Here is a 21,579-nt window from a genome sequence, read left to right as displayed (position 1 = left end):
TTCAAGACGGTTTTCAAACGCATGCTTGAATAGGTCCGGTGAGCGAAGTCGACGGACGCCGAGCCGCAGGTGCGGAGACCCGCCGACGGCTCCTGGCGGCCGCGTCGGAGATCCTGGCCGGCCGCGGCGAGCCTGCCCTCACCCTGCGCGCCGTCAGCGCCGCGGCGGAGGCCAACGTGGCGGCCGTCCAGTACCACTTCGGCTCCCGCGAAGCGCTCGTCGCCGCGGTCGTGACCGAGGCGACGAGACCCGTCGTCGACGCGCAGCTCAGCGCCCTCGACGCGCTCGACGCGGACGCCACCCCGCGCGCGCTCGTCAAGGCGTGGGCGCTGCCCCTGGTCCGCGTCGCCATCGGCCGCACGCCCGAGGAGCGCCGGCTCGGCCGGATCGTCGGCCAGACCCTGGCCGCGCCCTTCGCGCAGGTCGACGTCCAGGTGCGAGCGCTCGCGTCGCGGCCCGCCGACCGCCTCATCGCGGGCCTGGACCGCGCCCTGCCGCACGTGGGTGAAGACGACCTGACCCTGCGCGTCGCGCTGATGTCCAGTGCGCTCGCGGGCTTCGCCTCAGGCGCGTTCGAGCCGTGGCTCGAGCGCGCCGCGCCGGATCAGGAGCTCGAAGCGCGCCTTTTGGAGCGCCTGGTCCGCCTCGCTACGTCGTGAAGCGGAACCGCACCAGCGCGGCGACGGCGCCGAAGCCGTCCTTCCACGTGATCTTCTTGCCCTCGGCGTACGAGCGGCCGTAGTAGGAGATCGGCACCTCGTAGAGGCGCACCTCGGGCCCGTAGCGGAGGATCTTGGCCGTCAGCTCGGGCTCGATGCGGAAGTCGTTCGACACGAGCGTCAGGCCGCGCACGAGGTCGCCGCGGAACGCCTTGTAGCCGACCTCCATGTCGGAGATGGTCGTGTTGTAGAGGACGTTCGACAGCAGCGTGAGGAAGCGGTTGCCGGCGTAGTGCCAGAAGAGGTGGGCGCGCTGCGGGTGGGCGCCGCCGCGCAGGCGGGTGCCGAAGACGGCGTCGGCGACGCCGTTGAGCAGCGGGTCGATCAGCGCCGGGATGTCGGTGGGCGAGTACTCGAGGTCGGCGTCCTGGATGAGCAGGATGTCGCCGGTGGACTCGTCGATGCCGCGGCGGACCGCGGCGCCCTTGCCCAGGTTGCGCGGCTGGCTGTGGACAGAGACCTGCGAGTAGGTCGCCGCGAGGCGCGCGAGCTCGGCGGCGGAGCCGTCCGTCGACCCGTCGTCGACGAGGAGGATCTCGAGCCGCAGGTCGAGCGCGAGCAGCTGCTCGACGACCTCGCCGACGGTCTTCTCCTCGTTGTAGACCGGGACGACGACGCTGACGAGCGGCCGCCCCGCGCCGTTGCTGGCGTCAGACACGGCGGGCCATGCTAGCCACTTCGTAGTGCGTGCACGTTGCGTCGCGCTCAACCAGGTAGCGATCGTCCTCCGGGTAGAAGACCGCCGTCTCGTAGTCCTCGCCCGCGAACGCGCGGACCGCGTCGAGCGAGTCCCAGAAGGACAACGTCGTGAACTCGGTGAGGCCGCCGGCGATCTCGCGCGTGAGCATGTAGGCGCCCTGGTTCCCGGGCGTCTCGGCGTACGCCCGCATGCCGGTCTCGTCGATGTAGGCCGCGTAGGCCTCGGCGTCCGCCGTCCGCACGGCGCCGCGCCACGTGCGCGCGATCACCGCTGCACCACCTCCGCGTTGACGGACCAGCCGCCCTCGTAGGCCCGCACGGCGCCGTCGGCGACGTGCACGATCCGGTCCGCGATCCGGTCGAGGAAGTAGCGGTCGTGGGAGACCGCGATGACCGTGCCGTCGTAGCGCTCCAGCGCGCCCTCGAGCGCCTCGATCGAGTCGATGTCCAGGTGGTTGGTCGGCTCGTCGAGGATCAGGCAGTTCGGGGCGTCCTGCATCAGGCACAGGAACGCGAGCCGGGTCCGCTCGCCGCCGCTGAGCGACCCGACCGGCCGGCGCGTCTGCTCGTAGTCGAACAGGAACGCCATCAGCAGCCGCACGGCCGCGTCCTCGGCCAGGGAGCGGCCGCCGCGCAGCGCGTCGAGCACGGTCGCCTCGTCGGAGAGGGAGCCCGCGGCCTGCGACAGGTAGCCGAGCGTGATGCCGTCGCCCGCCCAGCGGGTGCCGGTCCACGACTCGAGCTCCTCGGTGAGGACGCGCAGGAGCGTGGTCTTGCCGCCGCCGTTCGGGCCGACGACGCCGACGCGCTCGCCGCGCCCGACCACGAGGTCGACGTCCAGGAGCACCGGGTCCTCGCCGTAGCCGGCGTCCACGCCTTCGAGCGCGAGCACCCGCTGGCCGCCACGCGTGCCCGAGCGCAGCGCCAGCGCCATCTTGCGCCGCTCGAACACCGGGCGGTCGACCTTCTCCATGCGGTCGATCTGCATCTGCTTGACGCGCGCCTGCTTGGCCATCCGCTCGTTCACGCGGATGTGCGCCCAGTGGCGGAAGCGCCGCACGGCCTCTTCCAGGCGCGCGATCTCCTTCTGCTGCGTCACGTAGACCTGCCGCTGGCGTTCGAGCTCGAGCTCGCGCGCGACCACGTAGGCCGAGTAGTTGCCGGGCCAGATGCGGATCACGCCGTTGTCGAGCTCGGCGATCTCGGCCACGGCGGCGTCGAGCAGGTGACGGTCGTGGGAGATCATCACGACCGCGCCGTCGAAGTCGTCGAGCAGCGCGCCGAAGCGCTCGCGGCGGGCCATGTCCAGGTGCGCCTCGGGCTCGTCGAGGAGCAGGACGTCGGGGCGGCGTGCCAGGCACGCCGCGAGCGCGACGAGCTTGCGCTGGCCGCCCGACAGCTCGCTCGTCGGCATCTCCAGCAGCGCGCCGTCGATGCCGAGCGCGCGCAGGTGGCCGAGCGCCTCGCCCTCGGCGCGGTCGCCGCCCGCCTCGCTCCAGCGCGCGAGCACGCGCTCGTGGTGGGCGAGGGCGCGCGTCATCGCGTCCAGGTCCGACGCCAGGTGCGGGTCGGACAGGCGCCGCTCCGCCGCGTGCAGCTCCGCCTCGAGCTCCGCCAGCTCCGGTCGCGCGGCCCGCACGGTGGCGAGCGGTGTGCGCTCGTCGCCGTCGACGATCTGCGGCAGATGCGCCCACACGAGCCCGCGGCGGCGCGTGACGGCGCCGCCGTCGGCCTCGTCGAGCCCGGCGAGGATGCGCAGGAGCGTCGACTTGCCGCCGCCGTTGGGCCCGAGGATGCCGATGCGCGAGCCGGCCTCGACGTCGAGGTCGGTGCCGCGCAGGATCGAGCGACCACCGAACGACTTGGTCAGGCCGCGGGCGGCCAACTGCGGAACTGCGGACGACATGCCTTTAGGTTCGGGACCGCGCGGGTACGCAGCAATCGAGCCAGCCCTACTTACGCAGACGAGATGCCCGCCCCCGCGATCCACATCGGCCCCGAGCCGCTCGCCCACCTCGTCGAGGCCGTCGAGGACGGCGGCGGGCGCGTCGTCGCGCTCGCGGAGGCCGAGGCGATCGTCTGGGCCGGCTCCGAGGCGGACTTCCCGGACGAGCTGCCCGAGCGGGTGCGCTGGGTCCAGCTCCAGTCGGCCGGGATCGAGCCGTGGGTGGAGCGGATCCGCGCCACGCCGGACGGCGTGCAGTTCACGAGCGCGGTCGGCGCGTACGCGACGCAGGTCGCCGAGCACGCGCTCGCGTTGCTGCTCGCCGGCGTGCGCGGGATCGCCGGCTACGCGCGGGCGAAGACGTGGGACCGCCACGACGATCCCGTGCTGGACGGCTCCACGGTCGCGATCGTCGGCGCCGGCGGCATCGGGCGCGAGCTGATCCGCCTGCTCGAGCCCCACGACGTCAAGGTCCTCGCCGTCACGCGCTCCGGGCGGGACGGCACGATCCCCGTCGACCGCCTGGACGAGGTCTGGGAGGCGGCCGACCACTTCGTGATCGCCGCGCCCGCCACCGACGGCACCCGCCACCTCGTCGGTGCGGACGCGCTCGCGCGGATGAAGCCGCACACGTGGATCGTGAACATCGCGCGGGGCTCCCTGATCGACCCGGACGCGCTGGTCGAGGCCCTGCGGGCGGAGCGAATCGGCGGCGCCGCGCTCGACGTCACGGAGCCCGAGCCGCTGCCGGACGACCACCCGCTCTGGGACGAGCCGCGCGCGCTGATCACGCCGCACGTGGCCAACCCGCAGGCGACGATGGACCGCGACCTCGCCAAGCGCGTGCGCGAGAACGTGCGGCGGTTCGCGGCGGGCAACGCACTGCTCGCGCCGGTCAGCCGCGAGAGCGGCTACTGAAGCGCTCGCGCGCCTCGTCGAGCAGCCGTTGCGCCACCTCGGCGCCCTCGAAGCCCTCGAGCTCGACCTCGCGGCCCTCGGGCTGCTTGTAGATCGAGAAGAAGTGCTCGATCTCGCTCCGGAGCTGGTCCGGGATGTCGTCGAGCGACTCCAGGTCGCTCCAGTGCGGATCCTCGTAGGGGACGCAGACGACCTTGTCGTCCTGCCCGTGGTCGGCCTTGATCCGCAGCACCGCGACGGGCCGGACCTCGATCCGGCAGCCCGGGAACGTCGGCTTGTTCACCAGCACGAGCGCGTCGAGGGCGTCGCCGTCCTCGCCCACCGTGTCCGGGAAGAAGCCGTAATCCGCCGGATACACGACCGACGAGAAGAGGAAGCGGTCCAGCTTGATGCCGCCGAGCGCCTCGTCGTACTCGTACTTGTTGCGCGAGCCTTTCGGGATCTCGATGAAGCACAGCGCCGCCGCCACGAGCGGGACACTACCCGCATGCTCAAAGAATTCCGCGAGTTCATCCTGCGGGGCAACGTGATCGACCTCGCCATCGCCGTCGTCATCGGCGCGGCGTTCACCGCCGTCGTGAACGCGACGGTCAAGAGCTTCATCACGCCGCTGATCGCGGCGATCGGCGGCCAGCCGGACTTCAGCGCGTTGACGTTCAAGATCAACGGCTCGACGTTCACCTACGGCGCGTGGATCAACGCGGTCATCTCGTTCCTGATCGTCGCCGCGGTGATCTTCTTCCTGATCGTCAAGCCGATGAACGCGTTCCTGGCGCGGCGTAAGACCGAAGACGTCACGCCCGAGCCGGAGGCGCCCGCCGAGGATGTCCGCCTGCTCACGGAGATCCGTGACCTGCTGGCGGAGCGGCGCGGGTAGGCAATACTGGACACGTGCCTTCAGCCACGCTCGAAGACCTGCTGCAACCCCTGCGCGACGCGCCGGAGCGCTCCGCCGTGCTCCTGGACGTCGACGGCGTGCTCGCACCGATCGTGTTGCAGCCCGACGACGCGCACATGCCCGAGACGACACGACGGCCGCTGATCGAGGTCGCGCGGCGCTACGGCGTGGTGGCGTGCGTCTCCGGACGGCGAGCCTCGGACGCGCGACGGATCGTCGCGCTCGGCTCGATCGCGTACCTCGGCTCACACGGGTCGGAGGTGCTCCGTCCGGGCACGATCGCGCCCGAGCTCGACCGCGAGCTGCAAGCGTGGACGCGCCGGGTCCAGGCCTTCGCGCACGACGCCTACGGCGAGAAGCTGCGCCGGCTGCGGGTGCGGCTGGAGGACAAGGAGGCCATCGCCGCGCTGCACTGGCGCGGGACGCCCGACGAGGACGACTCGCGCGCGGCGATCGAAGAGGTCGCCGAGCGGGCCGAGGCCGCCGGGTTCGTCACGCACTGGGGACGCAAGGTGCTCGAGATCCGGCCGCCGGTGCGGATCGACAAGGGCGCGGGGATCGTCGGCCTGCTGCACTCGACCGAGCTCGCCGCGGCGGTCTACGTCGGCGACGACGTGACGGACCTCGACGCGTTCCGCGGCCTCACCGAGCTGCAGGAGCGCGGCCGGCTGGGCTACGCGCTGCGCGTCGGCGTGCGGTCGGACGAGACGCCGCCGGCGCTCGAGGAAGAGGCCGACACGCTGGTCGAAGGCACGGACGGCGTCCGCGACCTGCTCCGCGCATTGCTGATCTAAGTGCGCTTCGGCGACTTCCTGAAAGCCACGGTGCTGCTGAGCGCGGCGTCGGCGACGCTGCTCGCCGCGCTGACCGTGATCGGGATCGGCAACCAGCTCGACCAGACGCCCGCGATCGTGTGCGCGGTCTGGTGGGTGCTCGCCGCGATCATCGGAACGGCGATGGGCGCACGCGAGGACGCCACGGCGCAGATCGCGCGGCTGCTGGCGATGGCGCGCACGGAGCACATGCTGCCCGAGCTGCACCCGGCGCGGGTGATGTTCAACCGCCTGTGGCCGTTGCTGGTGGCGACGGTCGGCGCCGGGGTGCTGTCGGTGTTCCTGCCGCAGGTGGGCGGGATCGCGGCCGGGTTCGCGATCATCTGGGCGCTCGCGTGGCGCCGCCAAGAGGGCGCCGTGGCCGCGATCGAGGAGCGCGACGGCGCCCGGTTCTACGTCGACCGGACGTCCCCGTTCGGGGCGATGAAGCTGATCCGCACGCCCGGCTTCGGCGGCGATTACCTGCGCGTCTGAGCCTCAGCCTCCACTTCCACGGTCCAGCGCGGGTCGAGGAGCGAGTGGATGACCAGCATCGTCGACGCCGGACGGGCGTCGGCGAACACCTCGCCGTGGGCGCGCATCGCGCCGTCGGGGTCCGCCTCGGGCGTGAGGAACGTGCGCGTGCGGACGACGTCGTCGACGGTCGCGCCCGCCTCGTTGAGCGCCTTCGCGACGATCTCCCAGGCGCGCTTGGCCTGGTCGTACGTGGAGTCGGGGCAGCCGCCGTCGGGCATGACCGGGCCGGTGCCGGAGACGAGCACGCGGTCGCCGTCGCGCACGGCCCGCGAGAAGCCGATCACCGGCTCGTACGGCGACCCCGAGGAGATCAGCCGCCGCCCGGTCGCCTGCAGGGCCGCCAGCGCGGCCTCGAGGTCCGGCTCCCTGACCAGCACGTAGTCGGTGTCGTAGGTGGAGACGGCGAAGATCGAGATGCCGGCGGCGGCCAGCGGGGTCGCGATCCGCGCCAGCACGCCCGTCTCGGTGAACGGGATCGGTCCCGGCACCTGGAGCGCCTTCCAGCCGTCCTCGACCGTCGTGTCCGGCGGCACGGCCTCCTCCGGGCACACGATCGACAGCTCGTCCGGCGTGCGCGTGATCGACACGAGCCCCTCGTGCAGCTCGAGCGCCCACGAGGGCACGCGATCCGACGGCGGGAGGCGGCAGATGGAGTAGGTCCCTTCGAGCACGTTCATCGTCGGCCAGAATGCCAGGCCGATGGCCCGAGCCGATGTCTTGATCGTGTCCCTCGGCGGCACCGCCGGCCTGCGCGAGGCCGACGAGGAGCTCGCCGCCTCGCTGCGCCGGGCCGGCGCGCGGGTCGAGCTCGCCCGCACGCGGCGCCCGCCTGAGCTGCGCACCTACGCCGCGCTTGAGCTGGCCTGGGCGCTGAACGCGCGCCGCGCCGCCGTCCTCGCCGTCCGTGAGCACAACCCCCGCGCGGTGGTGTACTCGTCCACGACGGCGGCACTGCTCGGCCCGGTTCCGGGAGCGATCCGCTTCGACGCACCCGCCGCCGGCAACCGCCCGGGCCGCCACGGCCTGTGGCAGCGCCCGGTCGAGGCGCGCCGCTTCCAGGCCACGCCCTTGCTCGTGCCGTGGAGCGAGGGCGGGTTGGACGAAGCCCCGACGCCCCGCGCGGGCGCCGTGATCGTCCCCGTCCCGGTCGCACCGAGCGGTCCGCCGGAGCGCAAGGACATCGCGGCGATCACCTACGGCGCGAACCCCGAGAAGAAGGGCCTGGACCGGGTCCTGGCCGCGTGGGCGCGAGACGCGCGCGCGGGCGAGGCGCTGGTGGTCGCGGGCCTCGACGAAGCCGCGGGCCGCGAGTGGCTGGACCGCGCGGGCGCAAGCGGCGTGGGCGCCGTGCGGTTCACCGGCCTCGTCCCGCGCGCCGAGTACCGGGCGTTGCTGCGGCGCGCGCGCGTCTTCGTCACCGCCCCGCGGCGCGAGGACTACGGCATCGCCCAGCTCGAGGCGCTCGCGGACGGCTGTGTGCTGGTCACCAACGCGGCCGCCGGACCGTACGCGGCGCTGCCGCTCGCCCGCGCGCTCGATGCGCGGCTGGTGGACGACGGGCTGGACGTGCGCGCCGCGCTCGACGATCCCGTGCGCGACTACGCCGACCGCGCGGCGGACGCGCTCGCGCCGTTCACCCCGGCGGGCGTCGACCGGGTCGTCGCGGAGGAGCTGCTGCCCCGCCTCATGGGCGAATCGGCTCCAGCAGCCGCCGCGGGCCGTTGATCACCTCGGACACCGGGTCCGCCGGGGTCCGCGAGGGGTCGAACCCGGGCCCGGGCTCGATCCGGATCTCCGGCACGGAGACCCGTCCACCGCAGGCCGAGCAGCGCCCCTGGTCGTCGAGCAGCCCGTCGTCGGCGTCGTGGCGCATGACGCGGCGCGGACCCGCCGGTGAGGAGTGCGCGTCGCCCCACGCCATCAGCGCGCGGATCACCGGCAGCAGGGCGAGGCCGTCCTCGGTGAGCTGATACTCGACGGCGCCGCCGACGACCCGCTCACGCGACAGCACCCCTTCATCGACCAGCCGCTTCAAGCGATTCGTGAGCACGGCCCGTGGCACGTTGAGCTGCGTCGCGAAGTCGCCGAAGCGCCGCACGCCGAAGAACGCGTCGCGGACGATCAGCAGCGTCCAACGCTCCCCGACGACCTCCAGCGCGCGCGCCAGCGAGCAGTTCCCGTCCGCGTAAGCCATGCGCGGCATGGTAGTTCGTTTTCTGAACTGCATGCTAAGTTCGCTTTCTGAACTACGACGTCAGAGGGTGCTGCCTTGCTCGACAACCCCGTCTACCACGCGCTGACCGGTCCACAGGCCGCGCTCGCGCTGCAGGCCGGCCGCGCCGTCCGCTACCCGGCCGCGGTCGCGCCGTTCGGTGCGCTCCCGCCCGGTCCGGACGAGGCCGACTGGACGGCGCTGGCGCGCCTCGCCGACCCGCCCGTCGCCCTGATCGACCCGGGCGCGATCCCGTCCGGATGGTCGGTCGCCCGCACGCTGGACGTGACGCAGATGGTGCTGGAGCAGCCGCTCGGACCGGCCGAGCCGGTCGACGAGCTGCGCCCCGCGGACGTCGACGCCATGCTCGCGCTCGTCGCCGCCACGCGCCCGGGCCCGTTCAGTCGCGACACGATCCGCCTCGGCCGCTACGTCGGCGTCCATGACGGCGGCGAGCTGGTCGCCATGGCCGGCGAGCGCATGCGCGTCCCCGGTTGGACCGAGGTGAGCGCGGTGTGCACCGCTCCGAGCCATCGCGGCCGTGGCCTCGCCGGGCGCCTGATCACCGCGGTGGCCGCCGGCGTCCAGGCGCGCGGCGAACGCGTCTTCCTGCACGTCATGAGCACGAACGCGGGAGCGATCGGGCTGTACGAGTCGATGGGCTTCACCCGCAGCCGCACGACGTCGGTCGTCGCCGTGGAGCGGCGCGCATGAACGCCGACGACGTGGTGGTGACCGGCGTCGGCGCGGTCTCGGCGCTTGGCGTCGGCGCGCACCGGCTGCACGAGCGCTGGCTCGCCGGCGAGCACGGCATCGAGGACGGGTTCGCGCGCGCCCTGGCGTTCGACCCGGGCGAGCACCTGACGGTCAAGCAGGCACGGCGCAGCGACCGCTATACGCAGATGGCCGCCGTGGCTGCGCGCGAGGCCCTCGACGAGGGCGCGTGGCCTGAGGCGGGCTACGACCCGCTGCGGGTCGCGACGATCATCGGCACGGGCATCGGCGGCCTCGGCACGCTCGAGGCCCAGTTCGACGTGCTGCGCGACCAGGGGCCGGGCCGGCTCTCGCCGCTCGGCATCCCGCTGATGATGCCCAACGCCGCCGCCGCGACCGTCGCGATGCAGCACGGGTTGCATGGCCCGGCGCTGGGCACGGTGTCGGCGTGCGCGGCGGGCGCGAACGCGATCGGCACGGCGCTGCGGATGCTGCAGCGCGGCGAGATCGACGCGGCACTCGCGGGCGGCTCCGAGGCCGCGATCACGCCCTACGCCACCGCCTCGTTCGCCGGCATGGGCACGCTGTCGAGCGCCGGCGTCTCGCGTCCGTTCGACGCCCGCCGCGACGGCTTCGTCCTCGGCGAGGGCGCGGGCGTGCTCCTGCTCGAGCGCCGGGACGCGGCCGAGCGGCGCGGCGCGCCGGTGCTCGGGACGGTCCGCGGGTACGCATCGACCGTCGACGCCCACCACCTGACCGCGCCCGATCCCACCGGCACGTACGCCGCGGCGGCGATGACGATGGCGCTCGCGGACGCCGGCCTGACCGCGGCGGACGTCGACTACGTCAACGCCCACGGCACGTCCACCCCACTGAACGACCGCGCGGAGGCGGAGGCCCTGCGCTCGGCGCTCGGCGAGCACGCGGCGCGCGTCCCGGTCTCCTCGACCAAGTCGGCGATCGGGCACCTGCTCGGCGCGGCCGGCGCCGTCGAGGCGGTCGCGACCGTGCTCGCGCTCCACGCGGGATCCGCGCCCGCGAACCTCGGCTACGAGGAGCCGGACGCCGCGTGCGCCGGGCTGGACGTCATCGCGGGTGCGCCTCGGGCGCTACCGGACGGCGACCGCGTCGCGCTGTCGAACTCGTTCGGGTTCGGCGGGCACAACGCGGTCCTCTGCCTGACGACGTAGCTCAGCGAGCGCGCTTGCGCAGCGGCGCGAACTCCGCCCACGACCGCGTGTTGGCCACCTGCGCGGGTGTCAGCCAGCCGCGACGGGCGGTCGCCACGCCGTACCTGAGGTTGGCCAGCGTGTCGGCGCCGTGCGCGTCCGAGTCGATCAGGATCAGCACGCCCGCGGCCGCCGCCGCGCGGGCGTAGACCTCGTTCATGTCCCGCCGGTCCGGGGCCGCGTTGATCTCGATCATCGTGCCGTTGGCGGCGGCGGCCTCGATCACGCGGCTCATGTCGATCGCGTACGCCGGCCGCTGCTCGATCTTGCGCCCGGTCGGATGGCCGATCGCGTCCAGCCACGGGTGGTTGATCGCGGTGATCATGCGCTCGGTCATCGCGGCCTCGTCCATGCCGAACGACGTGTGGACCGAGCCGATCACCCAGTCCAGGCGCTGCAGCAGCTCGTCCGGGTAGTCGAGCGAGCCGTCCGGGAGGATGTTCGACTCCGTGCCCGCAAGGACGGTGATGCCGTCGAGCCGCTCGTTCAGGGCCGCGATCTCGTCGATCCGCGCCTCCAGCTGCTCCGGCGTGACGTGGTTGCCGAAACCGTGCGAGGCCGAGTGGTCGGTGATCGCCAGGTACTCGTAGCCGCGCGCCTGCGCCGCCGCGACCATCTCCTCGAGCGTGTTGCGCCCGTCCGACAGGGTCGTGTGGCAGTGCAGGTCGCCGCGCATGTCGGCGAGCGTGACCAGCTCGGGCAGCTCGCCCTTGAGCGCCGCCTCCAGCTCGCCCCGGCCCTCGCGCAGCTCGGGCGGGATCCACGGCAGCCCGAGCCGCTCGTAGACCTCCTCCTCGGTCGCGCAGCGGGTCGTCTCGCCGGACTCGTCGTCGAGCACGCCGTACTCGGAGATGTGCAGGCCGCGCCGCACCATCGCCTCGCGCAGCTGGACGTTGTGGGCCTTGGAGCCCGTGAAGTGCTGCAGGACGTTGCCGAACTGGTCGGGCTCGACCACCTTCAGGTCGACCTTCATGCCCGAGTGCGTGACCACGCGCGCGCCGGCCGGGCCGCTCTGCTGGACGGACTCGACCAGCTCGAGCGAGGCCAGCGTGTCCACGAGCGCCTTCGCGTCGGACGCGGTGGCGATGATGTCGATGTCCTTCACCGAGTCGCCCCAACGGCGGGCCGAGCCCGCCACCTCGACCTGGTCGGACGCGGGGTGGTCGCGCAGCGCGCCGGCGATCTGCTCCGCGATCGGGAGCGCGCGCGAGAGCACGACGCGCTCCGCGGGCGCGCCGCCGGCCGCCTCGTGCGCGGCGAGCGCCTTGAGCAGGTTCTCCTCGCCCTTGGGCCCGAAGCCCTTGACCGCGCGCACCTTCTCCTGCTCGGCGGCGGCGCGCAGCGCCTCCAGCGAGTCGACGCCCAGCGCGTCGTAGAGCTGGCGCGCCCGCTTGGCGCCGAATCCCGGCAGCTTGGTCATCTCGACCAGCCCGGCCGGGAACTTGGCCCGCAGCTTGACCGCGGACGGGATGTCCCCGGTCTCGTCCAGCGCGCGCAGCTTCTCCTCGAGCGTCTTGCCGATCCCCGGCACGCTCGTGACCTTGCCCTCACGCGTGAGGCCCATGATCGAGACGGACGAGTCGCGCACGGCCTTGGCCGCCGTGCGATAGGCGATGACGCGGTAGGAGACGGCTCCGTCGAGCTCGTACAGGTCCCCCAGCTCGTCCAGGCGAGCGGCGATGTCGGCGTTGGTGTGCATCGGCCCCGTTAACCTACGCCGCCTTCTATGGACGGCTCCGTCTGGGTGATCCTGCCGACCTACAACGAGGCCGCCAACCTGGAGGCCGTTGTGGGCGGCATCCGTGCCGCCGTGCCCGAGGCGCACATCCTCGTCGTGGACGACAACTCGCCCGACGGCACCGGGCAGCTCGCCGACCGGATGGCGACCGCGGATGCGCTCCTGCACGTGCTGCACCGGCCCGGCAAGGGCGGCCTGGGCCGGGCGTACACCGCCGGCTTCGCGCACGCGCTCGAGCAGGGCGCGGGCTACGTGATCGAGATGGACGCCGACCTGTCGCACGACCCGGCCGACCTGCCGCGCCTGATCGCGCCGGCCGCGGACGGCGCCGCCCTCGTGCTCGGCTCGCGCTACACCACCGGCGGCGGGATCGAGAACTGGGGCCTGGAGCGCCGGATCATCTCGCGGGTCGGCTGCGGCTACGCGCGCCGCGTGCTCGGCGTGAGGGTGCGCGACCTCACCGGCGGCTTCAAGTGCTTCCGGGCCGACACGCTGCGGGCGATCGACGCCGCCAGCGCCGAGGCGCAGGGCTACGGGTTCCAGGTCGAGCTCACCTACCGCGTGCTCTCGCTCGGCCTCACGGTCGTCGAGGTGCCGATCCGCTTCCGCGAGCGGCGGCTCGGCGAGTCGAAGATGTCCGCGCACATCGCCCTCGAGGCGGCGTGGCGCGTTCCGGCGTTGCGGTTCGGACCTCGGCGGTGGCGTCCGCTTGAGGCCGCCCGCCGCGGCGCCGATGCACTACCCAATGAAGGCTGATCAGCTCGCCCTCGTCCAGGGTTGGCCGCACACCCGCGCGACGCTGCGCCGCTGGAACGCCGCCCCGTGGCGGCTCCTGGCCGCGTGGTCGCTCGGGTCGCTGCTGGTGACCGGGCTGCTGCTGGCCGCGACGTGGTTCGTCGCGGCCAACGCGCTCCCGGACGCGACCCGCCACAGCTACCCCGGCCTCACCCGGCCCGCGACCCTCGCGGACTTCGGCTTCGTCGCGCGCCGCAACTTCACCGTGCTGGCGCTGCACGCGCTCGCCTGCGTCGCGGGCTTCCTGGCCGGCTGGGTGCGCCCGGGCGAGCAGGCGACGCGCGCCCAGCGCTACGCCGCGCCGCTCGCGATCATCTTCGTCACCGCCGCGACGCTCTTCTCGCTGATGGCGCAGGCCAACGCGCTCGGCCACGGCGCCGCCGACCTGGCCTGGACGCTCGGCATCGAGCCCCATACGCTGCTGCTGCGACTGCTTCCGCACGCCCTGCCAGAGTTGTTCGCGGTCTTCCTCCCGCTCGCGGCGTGGTCGATCGCCAGCCGCCGTGGCGCTTGGGACGAGCTGCTGGCGGCAACAATCGCGACAACGGCGATCGCAGGCCCGCTGGTGCTCCTCGCGGCGGCCATCGAGACCTGGGTGACACCGCTATACTTTTTATAGCGAACAAGACTTCTGGAGGACCCTTCCGCATGGCAGACATCACGAACGTCACCGACACCAACTTCCAGGCTGAGGTGCTCGAGAACGATCAGCCCGTGCTGGTGGACTTCTGGGCGCCGTGGTGCGGTCCGTGCCGCATGGTCGCCCCCGCGCTGGAGCAGATCGCGTCCGAGCGCGACGACCTGCGGATCGTCAAGCTCAACACCGACGAGAACCAGCAGACCGCGATCCAGTACCAGGTGCTCGCGATCCCGACGATGATCCTGTTCAAGAACGGCCAGGAGGTCACGCGGATCCAGGGCGCCAAGCCCAAGAAGGGCATCGAGGCCGACATCGAGCCCGCGCTGGCGTAAGCGTCACCCACTCCAAGCCCCGGCGTTCACCACGCCGGGGCTTTTTTGTGCCCGTTTACGCCCGCTCGACGGCGATGTGGAGGGCCTTGCCCTCGATCTTCACCGGCTCGACGCCGCCCGCGCCGTTGTACTCGGCGCTCAGCGCGAGCGTCTCGCGCTTGACGTAGTCCTCGTGCTCGCGGGCGGCGGCCAGCAGGTCCTCGTCGCCGCCGAGGCCGAGGTGGATCCGATCCTCGACCTGCAGGCCGGCGGACTTGCGGGCGTTCTGGACCGCGTGGACGATCTCGCGGGCGAGGCCCTCGCGGCGCAGCTCGTCGTCGAGCTCGAGCTCCAGCGCGACGGCGTGCGAGCCCTCGCGCTCGAGCTGGTAGCCCTCCAGCGGGCTCATGGCGAGCATCAGGTCGTCGCTGTCGAGCTCGTGGTCGTGGCCCTCGAGGCTGATGCCCACGCGGGCACCGCCGCGCAGGGCGTCGGCAACGTGCCCGGGGTCCAGCGCGGCGACGGCGGCCGCGACCTGCGGCATCTGCTTGCCGAAGCGCGGGCCGAGCGCGCGGTAGTTGGGCTTGACCTCGTAGGAGCCGAGCTCGTCGGCCTGCGAGACGTAGCGCAGCTCCTTGACGTTGAGCTCCTCGCGGGCGACGTCGCCGAGGCGCTCGATCGCCTCGCGCTCCGCACCCGCGGCGACGACCACCGCGGCCCGCAGCGGCTGGCGGACCTTGAGCTTGGCCTGGCCGCGCGCGGCGAGGCCGAGGCGGACGGTCTCGCGGACGGTCGCCATCGCGAACTCGAGGTCCTCGTCGCGCTCGCCCGGCTCGGGCCAGTCGCACAGATGCACGCTCGGCTCGGAGCCGTCGAGGTTGCCGTAGATCTCGTCGGCGATGAACGGGGTGAACGGCGCGAGCAGCTTCGTCACCGTGACGAGCGCCGTGCGCAGCGTGGAAAACGCGGCCGGGTCGCCGTCCCAGAAGCGGCGGCGTGAGCGGCGCACGTACCAGTTCGAGAGGTCGTCGACGAAGGCCTGGACCGCCTGGCCGGCGCGCGTGGCGTCGTAGTGGTCCAGGCGCTCGGTGACGGTCTCGACCGTGGCGGAGAGCCGTGACAGGACCCAGCGGTCCAGGTCGTTCGCGGGCGCGACGTCCTCTGGCGCGACGTCGTTGACGTTCGCGTACAGGACGTAGAAGCCGTACGTGTTCCACAGCTGCAGCAGGAACTGGCGCAGCGACTCGCCGACCGTGTCGGTGTCGAAGTTGTAGCCGTCCCACGGCAGCTTGGTCGCCAGGAAGTACCAGCGGAAGGCGTCGGCGCCGTGGCGGTCGATGACGTCCCACGGCACGACGATGTTGCCGAGCGACTTGGACATCTTCTTGCCCTGCGGATCGGCGATGTGGCCGAGGCTCAGGCACGTCTTGTACGAGCTCTGGTCGAACAGCAGCGTGCTGATCGCCAGCAGCGAGTAGAACCAGCCGCGCGTCTGGTCGATGCCCTCGCAGATGTAGTCGGCGGGGAACTGGCGCTCGAAGACGTCCTGGTTCTCGAACGGCGCGTGCCACTGGGCGAACGGCATCGAGCCCGAGTCGAACCAGACGTCGATCACCTCGGGGACGCGCCGCAGCGGCTCGCCGCCGGTCGGCGAGGGGATCTCGACGTCGTCGACGTACGGGCGGTGCGGATCGTCGAGCTCGACGCCGGACAGCTCCTTGAGCTCCGCGAACGAGCCGACGCACACCGTCTCGCCCGCCTCGTTGCGCCAGATCGGCAGCGGCGTGCCCCAGTAGCGCTCACGGGAGAGCGCCCAGTCCACGTTGTTCTCGAGCCAGCGGCCCATGCGGCCGTGCTTGATGTGCTCCGGGTGCCAGTCGACGCTCTCGTTGGCGGCGAGCAGGCGGTCCTTGATCTGGGACGTGCGGATGTACCAGGACGGCTTGGCGTAGTAGAGCAGCGGCGTGCCGCAGCGCCAGCAGTGCGGGTACGCGTGGAAGAGCTTCTCCGCCCGGTACAGGCGGCCGCGCGCCTCGAGGTCGGCGATCAGGTCCTCGTCGGCGTCCTTGACGAAGCGGCCCTCGTACTCGCCGATGCGCTCGTCGTAGGTGCCGTCGGAGCGGACCGGGTTGATGACCGCCAGGCCCTGCTCGGCACCGAGGCGGAAGTCGTCCTCGCCGAACGCGATCGCGGTGTGGACGATGCCGGTGCCGTCGTCGGCCGAGACGAAGTCCGCGGGCAGGACGGTGTGGCCCTTCTCGCCGTACTCGGAAGCGGGGATGTACGGGAACGGCGGCTCGTAGCCGGCGCCGACCATGTCCGCGCCCTTGAAGCGGTCCACGACCTGCGCGTCCTCGCCGACGACGCGCGTGACCAGCGCCTCGGCGAGCACCTCGCCGTTGCTGGTGCGCACATAGGTGAGCTCGGGGTCGACGGCGACCGCCGCGTTGGACACCAGCGTCCACGGGGTCGTCGTCCACACCAGCAGCTCGTCGCCCTCGCGCAGCACGCCGTGCGGCCGGTTGATCGGGTAGCGGACGAAGACGCTCGGGTCCTCGACGTCCTTGTAGCCCTGGCTGACCTCGTGGCTCGAGAGCGCCGTGCCGTCCTTCGGGCAGTACGGGACGACCTTGAAGCCCTCGTACAGCAGGTCCTTCTTCCACAGCTCGCCCAGCGCCCACCAGACCGACTCGATGTAGTCGGTGTCCAGCGTGCGGTAGGGATCGTCGAGGTCGACCCAGTAGCCGATCCGCTCGGTGAGCTTCGTCCAGTCCTCGAGGTACTCGAAGACCGACTCGCGGCACTTCGCGTTGAACTCCGCGATGCCGTACTCCTCGATCTCCTTCTTGTCGTCGATCCCGAGCTGCTTCTGCACGGCGATCTCGACCGGGAGGCCGTGGGTGTCCCAGCCGCCCTTGCGGTAGGAGTAGAAGCCGCGCATCGTCTTGTAGCGCGGGAAGACGTCCTTGAAGACGCGGGCGAGGACGTGGTGGGAGCCCGGCTTGCCGTTGGCGGTCGGCGGGCCTTCGTAGAAGACGTAGGGCGGTGCGCCCTCGCGGCGCTTGAGGGACTCGTTGTAGACGTCCAGCTCGCGCCAGCGTTCGAGGACCTTCTCCTCGAGCTCCGGGAAGGAGACGTTCTCGGGCAGGGGGCGATGAGGCGGCACTAGGAGTGGAAGTCTAGGCCGCGCGGTAGGTTCAAACCCTTGAGCATGGGACGGGTACTCGCGTTGGTCTCCGGCGGCCTGGTCTTCTTCCTGCTGCTGCTGGCCGGTGCGGTCTACTTCACGCGGGACGAGGACAACTTCCAGTCCGACAACCTGCTGGCCGAGGACTTCACGCTCGCGGTCAACCAGGCGGCGCAGGAGAGCGGGCGCCTGGACCTGCGCGACATCGCCACCTTCCCGTACGACGAGGTGCTGCTCGTCCAACCGGGGACGCCGCGCGATGCGATCACCGAGCGGCTGGGGCGCGAGTGGACGGGGATCGACACCGTCGACGGCGGCGATCTGCTGATCTTCCTCCGTCATGACGAGGTCGTGCGCTTCACCGACTACCGCGGGACGGGCCGCTTCGAGGGCTTCGAGCGACCGTTCGACGAGCTGCCGAACGTGCTCACCGTGGACGCGGGGCGGGTGATCCGGCCGGGATGAGCGTGCTCGACGAGCTGGACCTGACGCTGAAGATCTCCAAGGAGGACGAGCCGGAGGTGCTCGAGGCGCTGCAGAAGCGCATGCTCGAGCTGCGCCTGGAGCTCGGCGGGCAGACGAGCGACCGGATCGGGCCGCCGCTGTGCGTGCTCTTCGAGGGCTGGGACGCGTCCGGCAAGGGCGGCGCGATCAAACGGCTCGTGGACGGGCTGGACCCGCGGCACGTGCGCGTCAAGCAGTACGCCGCGCCGACGCCCGACGAGCTCCGCCACCACTACCTCTCGCGGTTCGTGCCCGCGCTCCCCGGGGACGGCGGGATGGCCGTGCTGGACCGCTCCTGGTACGGGCGGGTGCTCGTCGAGCGCGTCGAGGGCTTCGCGACCAAGGCCGAGTGGAAGCGCGCCTACCGCGAGATCAACGACTTCGAGCGCGCGCTCTGCGACGACGGGATGATCCTCGTCAAGTTCTGGTTGCACGTCTCGCCCGAGGAGCAGCTCAAGCGCTTCAAGGCGCGCGAGAAGGACCCGTTGAAGTCCTGGAAGCTGACCGACGAGGACTGGCGCAACCGCGAGAAGCGACCGCAGTACGAGGCGGCGATCGACGAGATGGTCCGGCGGACGTCGACCGACTACGCGCCCTGGGAGCTGATCCCGGGCGAGTCGAAGCGCTACGCCCGGGCGGAGGTGCTGCGCCGCGTGATCGCGGCGGTGGAGAAGCGGCTCTAGCGCCTGTGCGCTTTGCGCGCCTGCTTCTGCGCGCGCGTCTTCTGCCGCATCTTCTTCTTGGCCGCCTGGGTGTGCGGCTTGCGAGCGCCGGTGCCCTCGGGGACCACGGGGCCGGCCGTGACGATCTCGGGCGCCTTGTTGCGGGCGTCGCGCGTGATCAACACGCCCATCACCGCGAAGCCGACGAGCAGGGCGCCGAGGATGATGAACAGCGTCGTCTGCCCCGTCTCACCGTTGTCCGTGGCGTTGGTGTTCTGCTGCGGCGTCTCCGTCGGGACCGGTGCCGAGGGCAGCGGACCGAACGCGCCTCCCTGCGCTGCCGCCGGGGCGGCGAAGGCGAGGACGAGCAGTGTGGTGAGGGTGGCGATCCGACGCGTCATGGGCGACGACAGGGTAGTCAAGCGCGCGCGCCTGTCAACGCCCATTGTGACCCGAGGAACCTTCCGCCGCACGTAACTAGCCGAACGGCGATCAATGCGGCCAGGCCCCACCAGATGCCTTCGATGCCCCAGCCGTTGCGGTAGGTGAGCACCACGATCGGGAGGTAGACGGCCGCGGCGGCCAGCATCCCCCACATCAGGAAGCGCGTGTCGCCGGCCCCGATGAGGATGCCGTCGAGCGCGAACACCGCGCCGTTGAACGGCATCGTGAGCGCGAAGATCCACCAGATCTCGCGGGCCTTGTCGATCACCTCGGGGTCGCTGGTGAACAGGTCGGGCACGAGGTCGCCGAGCGCGAGCAGGATCAGGCCGAAGGCCGCGCCGACGATCACCGACCAGCCGATCATGCGCGTGGCGGCGGCGCGGGCGCCCGCCGCGTCGCTCGCACCGAGCATCCGGCCGACCATCACCTGGCCGGCGATCGCGATCGCGTCGAGGACGAGCGCCAGGAACACCCACAGCTGGAACGCGATCTGGTGTGCGCCGAGCGACGTCGCCCCGATCCGCGCGAGGACGGCGCTGCCGACGAGGAAGGACCCGGTGAGCGCGGTCGTGCGGACGGCGATCTCGCTGCCGATCCGCATCAGCGGCCGCATCTTCTCGGGGTGCGGGCGCTCCAGGCCGGCGCGGTATTGGACCATGAAGAACGCGCCGGCCATGCCGAGCTGCGCGATCACCGTGCCCCAGGCCGAGCCCGCGAGGCCCCAGCCGAAGCCATAGACGAACACGACCTCCAGCACGGCGTTGACGGTGTGCGCCGCGAGCAGGATCAGCAGCGGCGTCTTCAGGTCGCCGGTGCCCCGCAAGAAGCCCTGCGCCGCGGAGGCCAGCATGAACAGCGGCGCGCCGAGCGCGCTGATCCGCAGGTACAGGACGGCGCCGTCCTTCACCTCGCCCTCGCCGCCCATGAGCGTGACGATCGCGGGCGCGCCGAGCTGCAGGAGCGCGAGCAGGACCAGGCCGATCCCGAGGGCGAGCCACAGCGCCTGCGACCCCAGCCGGGCGGCGTCCTCGTCGCGGCCGGCGCCGTGCAGACGCGCGACCTGGGCGGTGGTGCCGTAGGTCAGGAAGTTGAAGATCGTGAACGCGGTGCTCAGGACGGTCGCCGCGATCGCGAGGGAGGCGAGCTGCGTCGTCCCGAGGTGGCCGACGATCGCCGTGTCCACGAGCACGTACAACGGCTCGGCCGCGAGCGCGCCCAGCGCGGGCAACGCGAGCAGGAGGATCTCGCGGTCGTACTTCGAGCGCAGCTTCATCGGTTGCGGACGGCCTCGACGATCGGCGCGTAGCCCGTGCAGCGGCACAGGTTGCCGCTCAGCGCCGCCTTGATCTCGGGCTCGGAGGGGTCGGGGTTGGTCTTCAAGAAGGCGTCGAGCGTCATCAGCATGCCGGCCGTGCAGAACCCGCACTGCAGCGCGTGGTGCTCGTGGAACGCCTCCTGGAGCGGGCCGTGCGGGAGGCCTTCGATCGTCGTGACGTGCGCGCCGTCGGCCTGGACGGCGAGGGTGAGGCACGCGAGCGCGGGCTCACCGTCGATGTGGACGGTGCACGAGCCGCAGTCGCCGCTCTCGCAGCCGACCTTCGTTCCCGTGAGGCCGAGGGTATGGCGGAGGAAGTCCGAGAGGAGCGTGCGCGGCTCCGCCGCGGCCTCGCGCTCGGTGCCGTTCACGCGGAGGGAGATCTGCACGGGCGCAGTGTGGTCGGCGGAGGCTTCGATCCCGGCCGAAACGGCGCCGGGCGTGCCGAAGCCCGGGCGGTCGAGGTCGGACGGGGTGTCGCCGAACGCGCTCATCGCTTTACCTCGGCGAGCGCGCGGCGCGTGAGCTCGGCGACCAGCGCGCGGCGGTGGTCGCCCTCGATCAGGCCGGCGGCGAGCTCGGCCACGGCCTCGGCGGCGGCTCCGTCGCGCAGCGCCGACTCGGCCGCGGTGGCGCGACCGGCGCCGAGGACCGCGATCGCCGCGTGGCCGGGCGCGAGGACGACGGCGACGCCGGCCTCGGCGAAGTCGCCGGACGTGCGGGCGTGCTCGAGGAACGCCGTGCGCGCGCCCTCGGGGAGCGGCGGGACCTCGATCGCCACGAGCAGGTCCCCCGGGGCGAGCGTGAGCGGGCCGCGCGCGGTGCGCCCGGAGGCGAGCTCGAAGCGCGCGTCGAGCGCGGCCAGCGCGCAGATCAGCTCCGCACGCGGGTCGCCGTGGGCGGCCGAGCCGCCGACCGTGCCGCGCGAACGGGTCGCGGGATGCCCCACGTGCCGCACCGCCTGGGCGAGCAGCGGCCAGCCCGCCGCGACGATCCGCGAGCGCTCGAGCGCGGCCTGGCGAACGGTCGCGTCGATGCGGAGCACCCCGCCGCGCTTGCGGATCACGCCCGGGATGCCGGTGATGTCGACCAGCCGCGCCGGGCGCACCGCGCGCGCGTTCAGCAGCGGCATGAGGCTCTGCCCGCCCGCGAGCACGAGCGCGTCGTCGGCGAGCGCGGCGATCGCCTCGTCCCACGAGGCCACGCGCACGTGATCGAAGGCCGCCGGCTTCACCGGCGTCTCCAGGCGGCGCAGAGGCACGCCGGGCGAAGGGGCCCCGCCGCGGCCTCACCGGGGGCG

General features: G+C 72.4%; 25 protein-coding genes. 13 read left to right on the top strand and 12 right to left on the bottom strand.

The window, feature by feature from the left end:
• Positions 1-38: 38 nt before the first annotated feature.
• On the top strand, positions 39-659 hold the full coding sequence (locus C8N24_RS12220) for a TetR/AcrR family transcriptional regulator (protein WP_121250298.1): 621 nt from the start codon (positions 39-41) through the stop codon (positions 657-659).
• Here C8N24_RS12220 and C8N24_RS12215 read toward each other — a convergent pair.
• Genes C8N24_RS12215 through abc-f form a run of 3 tightly spaced genes read right to left on the bottom strand, consistent with a single transcriptional unit; the run spans position 649 to position 3,324 of the window.
• Positions 649-1,377 carry a glycosyltransferase family 2 protein gene (locus C8N24_RS12215; protein ID WP_121250297.1) on the bottom strand — a complete coding sequence of 243 codons (729 nt, stop codon included), beginning with the start codon at positions 1,375-1,377 and terminating at the stop codon, positions 649-651. The two genes, C8N24_RS12220 and C8N24_RS12215, sit on opposite strands and share 11 nt — an antisense overlap.
• Positions 1,370-1,687 carry a hypothetical protein gene (locus C8N24_RS12210; RefSeq protein WP_211339934.1) on the bottom strand — a complete coding sequence of 106 codons (318 nt, stop codon included), beginning with the start codon at positions 1,685-1,687 and terminating at the stop codon, positions 1,370-1,372. The genes C8N24_RS12215 and C8N24_RS12210 overlap by 8 nt, the downstream gene beginning before the upstream one ends.
• Positions 1,684-3,324 (bottom strand): ribosomal protection-like ABC-F family protein, encoded by a 1,641-nt coding sequence (gene abc-f, locus C8N24_RS12205; RefSeq protein ID WP_121250296.1) that lies wholly within the window; start codon positions 3,322-3,324, stop codon positions 1,684-1,686. Before abc-f ends, C8N24_RS12210 begins: the two co-directional genes overlap by 4 nt.
• Before the next feature lie 63 nt (positions 3,325-3,387).
• On the opposite strand from abc-f, the gene C8N24_RS12200 reads away from it, so the two are divergent.
• A complete protein-coding gene (locus C8N24_RS12200) occupies positions 3,388-4,281 on the top strand; it encodes a D-isomer specific 2-hydroxyacid dehydrogenase family protein (RefSeq protein ID WP_121250295.1) in 894 nt (297 codons plus the stop codon).
• Here C8N24_RS12200 and C8N24_RS12195 read toward each other — a convergent pair.
• Positions 4,259-4,750 carry an inorganic diphosphatase gene (locus C8N24_RS12195; RefSeq protein ID WP_121250294.1) on the bottom strand — a complete coding sequence of 164 codons (492 nt, stop codon included), beginning with the start codon at positions 4,748-4,750 and terminating at the stop codon, positions 4,259-4,261. The genes C8N24_RS12200 and C8N24_RS12195 overlap by 23 nt on opposite strands.
• Before the next feature lie 18 nt (positions 4,751-4,768).
• Here C8N24_RS12195 and mscL point away from each other — a divergent pair, with 18 nt between their 5' ends.
• The 3 genes from mscL to C8N24_RS12180 are packed head-to-tail and all read left to right on the top strand — an operon-like array spanning position 4,769 to position 6,486.
• Positions 4,769-5,158, top strand: a complete 390-nt coding sequence (gene mscL / locus C8N24_RS12190; protein WP_121250293.1) for a large conductance mechanosensitive channel protein MscL — start codon at positions 4,769-4,771, stop codon at positions 5,156-5,158.
• Positions 5,159-5,172: 14 nt separating this feature from the next.
• On the top strand, positions 5,173-5,973 hold the full coding sequence (gene otsB / locus C8N24_RS12185; protein ID WP_121250292.1) for a trehalose-phosphatase: 801 nt from the start codon (positions 5,173-5,175) through the stop codon (positions 5,971-5,973).
• Positions 5,974-6,486 carry a hypothetical protein gene (locus tag C8N24_RS12180; RefSeq protein ID WP_121250291.1) on the top strand — a complete coding sequence of 171 codons (513 nt, stop codon included), beginning with the start codon at positions 5,974-5,976 and terminating at the stop codon, positions 6,484-6,486.
• Here C8N24_RS12180 and C8N24_RS12175 read toward each other — a convergent pair.
• Complete coding sequence (locus C8N24_RS12175; RefSeq protein WP_121250290.1) at positions 6,471-7,205, bottom strand: ACT domain-containing protein; 735 nt, start codon at positions 7,203-7,205, stop codon at positions 6,471-6,473. The two genes, C8N24_RS12180 and C8N24_RS12175, sit on opposite strands and share 16 nt — an antisense overlap.
• 22 nt (positions 7,206-7,227) lie before the next feature.
• Between C8N24_RS12175 and C8N24_RS12170 the strand changes: the two genes are divergently transcribed.
• Positions 7,228-8,253 (top strand): glycosyltransferase, encoded by a 1,026-nt coding sequence (locus C8N24_RS12170; protein WP_121250289.1) that lies wholly within the window; start codon positions 7,228-7,230, stop codon positions 8,251-8,253.
• Here C8N24_RS12170 and C8N24_RS12165 read toward each other — a convergent pair.
• Positions 8,213-8,722, bottom strand: coding sequence for a winged helix-turn-helix transcriptional regulator (locus tag C8N24_RS12165; protein WP_121250288.1), 510 nt, complete (start codon positions 8,720-8,722; stop codon positions 8,213-8,215). The two genes, C8N24_RS12170 and C8N24_RS12165, sit on opposite strands and share 41 nt — an antisense overlap.
• Positions 8,723-8,797: 75 nt before the next feature.
• On the opposite strand from C8N24_RS12165, the gene C8N24_RS12160 reads away from it, so the two are divergent.
• Positions 8,798-9,454 carry a GNAT family N-acetyltransferase gene (locus C8N24_RS12160; protein WP_121250287.1) on the top strand — a complete coding sequence of 219 codons (657 nt, stop codon included), beginning with the start codon at positions 8,798-8,800 and terminating at the stop codon, positions 9,452-9,454.
• Positions 9,451-10,644, top strand: a complete 1,194-nt coding sequence (locus tag C8N24_RS12155; protein WP_121250286.1) for a beta-ketoacyl-[acyl-carrier-protein] synthase family protein — start codon at positions 9,451-9,453, stop codon at positions 10,642-10,644. Before C8N24_RS12160 ends, C8N24_RS12155 begins: the two co-directional genes overlap by 4 nt.
• Before the next feature lies 1 nt (position 10,645).
• Here the strand turns inward: C8N24_RS12155 and polX are convergent, their stop codons facing one another.
• The gene (gene polX, locus C8N24_RS12150; protein ID WP_121250285.1) at positions 10,646-12,382 is read right to left on the bottom strand and encodes a DNA polymerase/3'-5' exonuclease PolX; all 1,737 of its coding nucleotides are present in this window, start codon (positions 12,380-12,382) and stop codon (positions 10,646-10,648) included.
• 27 nt (positions 12,383-12,409) lie between these two features.
• Here polX and C8N24_RS12145 point away from each other — a divergent pair, with 27 nt between their 5' ends.
• Genes C8N24_RS12145 through trxA form a run of 3 tightly spaced genes read left to right on the top strand, consistent with a single transcriptional unit; the run spans position 12,410 to position 14,188 of the window.
• Entirely contained in the window at positions 12,410-13,177 is a 768-nt protein-coding gene (locus tag C8N24_RS12145; protein ID WP_121250284.1) for a polyprenol monophosphomannose synthase, read from the top strand.
• Entirely contained in the window at positions 13,167-13,835 is a 669-nt protein-coding gene (locus C8N24_RS12140; protein ID WP_121250283.1) for a hypothetical protein, read from the top strand. The genes C8N24_RS12145 and C8N24_RS12140 overlap by 11 nt, the downstream gene beginning before the upstream one ends.
• A gap of 29 nt (positions 13,836-13,864) precedes the next feature.
• Positions 13,865-14,188: a thioredoxin gene (gene trxA / locus C8N24_RS12135; RefSeq protein ID WP_121250282.1), complete on the top strand. Its 324-nt coding sequence runs from the start codon at positions 13,865-13,867 to the stop codon at positions 14,186-14,188.
• 55 nt (positions 14,189-14,243) lie between these two features.
• On the opposite strand, the gene ileS is transcribed toward trxA, so the two are convergent.
• Positions 14,244-17,333, bottom strand: a complete 3,090-nt coding sequence (gene ileS, locus C8N24_RS12130; protein WP_245971838.1) for an isoleucine--tRNA ligase — start codon at positions 17,331-17,333, stop codon at positions 14,244-14,246.
• Between the two features lie 45 nt (positions 17,334-17,378).
• Between ileS and C8N24_RS35010 the strand changes: the two genes are divergently transcribed.
• Together C8N24_RS35010 and C8N24_RS12125 are read left to right on the top strand one after the other, a co-directional pair.
• Positions 17,379-17,819, top strand: a complete 441-nt coding sequence (locus C8N24_RS35010) for a hypothetical protein (RefSeq protein ID WP_245971837.1) — start codon at positions 17,379-17,381, stop codon at positions 17,817-17,819.
• Positions 17,816-18,541, top strand: a complete 726-nt coding sequence (locus tag C8N24_RS12125) for a polyphosphate kinase 2 family protein (RefSeq protein WP_121250280.1) — start codon at positions 17,816-17,818, stop codon at positions 18,539-18,541. The genes C8N24_RS35010 and C8N24_RS12125 overlap by 4 nt, the downstream gene beginning before the upstream one ends.
• Here the strand turns inward: C8N24_RS12125 and C8N24_RS12120 are convergent.
• Genes C8N24_RS12120 through C8N24_RS12105 form a run of 4 tightly spaced genes read right to left on the bottom strand, consistent with a single transcriptional unit; the run spans position 18,538 to position 21,540 of the window.
• Positions 18,538-18,921 carry a hypothetical protein gene (locus tag C8N24_RS12120; RefSeq protein ID WP_121250279.1) on the bottom strand — a complete coding sequence of 128 codons (384 nt, stop codon included), beginning with the start codon at positions 18,919-18,921 and terminating at the stop codon, positions 18,538-18,540. The two genes, C8N24_RS12125 and C8N24_RS12120, sit on opposite strands and share 4 nt — an antisense overlap.
• 17 nt (positions 18,922-18,938) lie before the next feature.
• On the bottom strand, positions 18,939-20,237 hold the full coding sequence (locus C8N24_RS12115) for an MATE family efflux transporter (protein WP_121250278.1): 1,299 nt from the start codon (positions 20,235-20,237) through the stop codon (positions 18,939-18,941).
• Entirely contained in the window at positions 20,234-20,773 is a 540-nt protein-coding gene (locus tag C8N24_RS12110; RefSeq protein WP_121250277.1) for a (2Fe-2S)-binding protein, read from the bottom strand. The genes C8N24_RS12115 and C8N24_RS12110 overlap by 4 nt, the downstream gene beginning before the upstream one ends.
• Positions 20,770-21,540 (bottom strand): FAD binding domain-containing protein, encoded by a 771-nt coding sequence (locus C8N24_RS12105; protein WP_211339932.1) that lies wholly within the window; start codon positions 21,538-21,540, stop codon positions 20,770-20,772. Before C8N24_RS12105 ends, C8N24_RS12110 begins: the two co-directional genes overlap by 4 nt.
• Positions 21,541-21,579: the final 39 nt, after the last annotated feature.

It is taken from the genome of Solirubrobacter pauli (genome assembly GCF_003633755.1).
Lineage (GTDB): Bacteria > Actinomycetota > Thermoleophilia > Solirubrobacterales > Solirubrobacteraceae > Solirubrobacter > Solirubrobacter pauli.
Note: the sequence above shows the minus strand (reverse complement) of the source record. Positions and strands in the feature narration are given on the sequence as shown.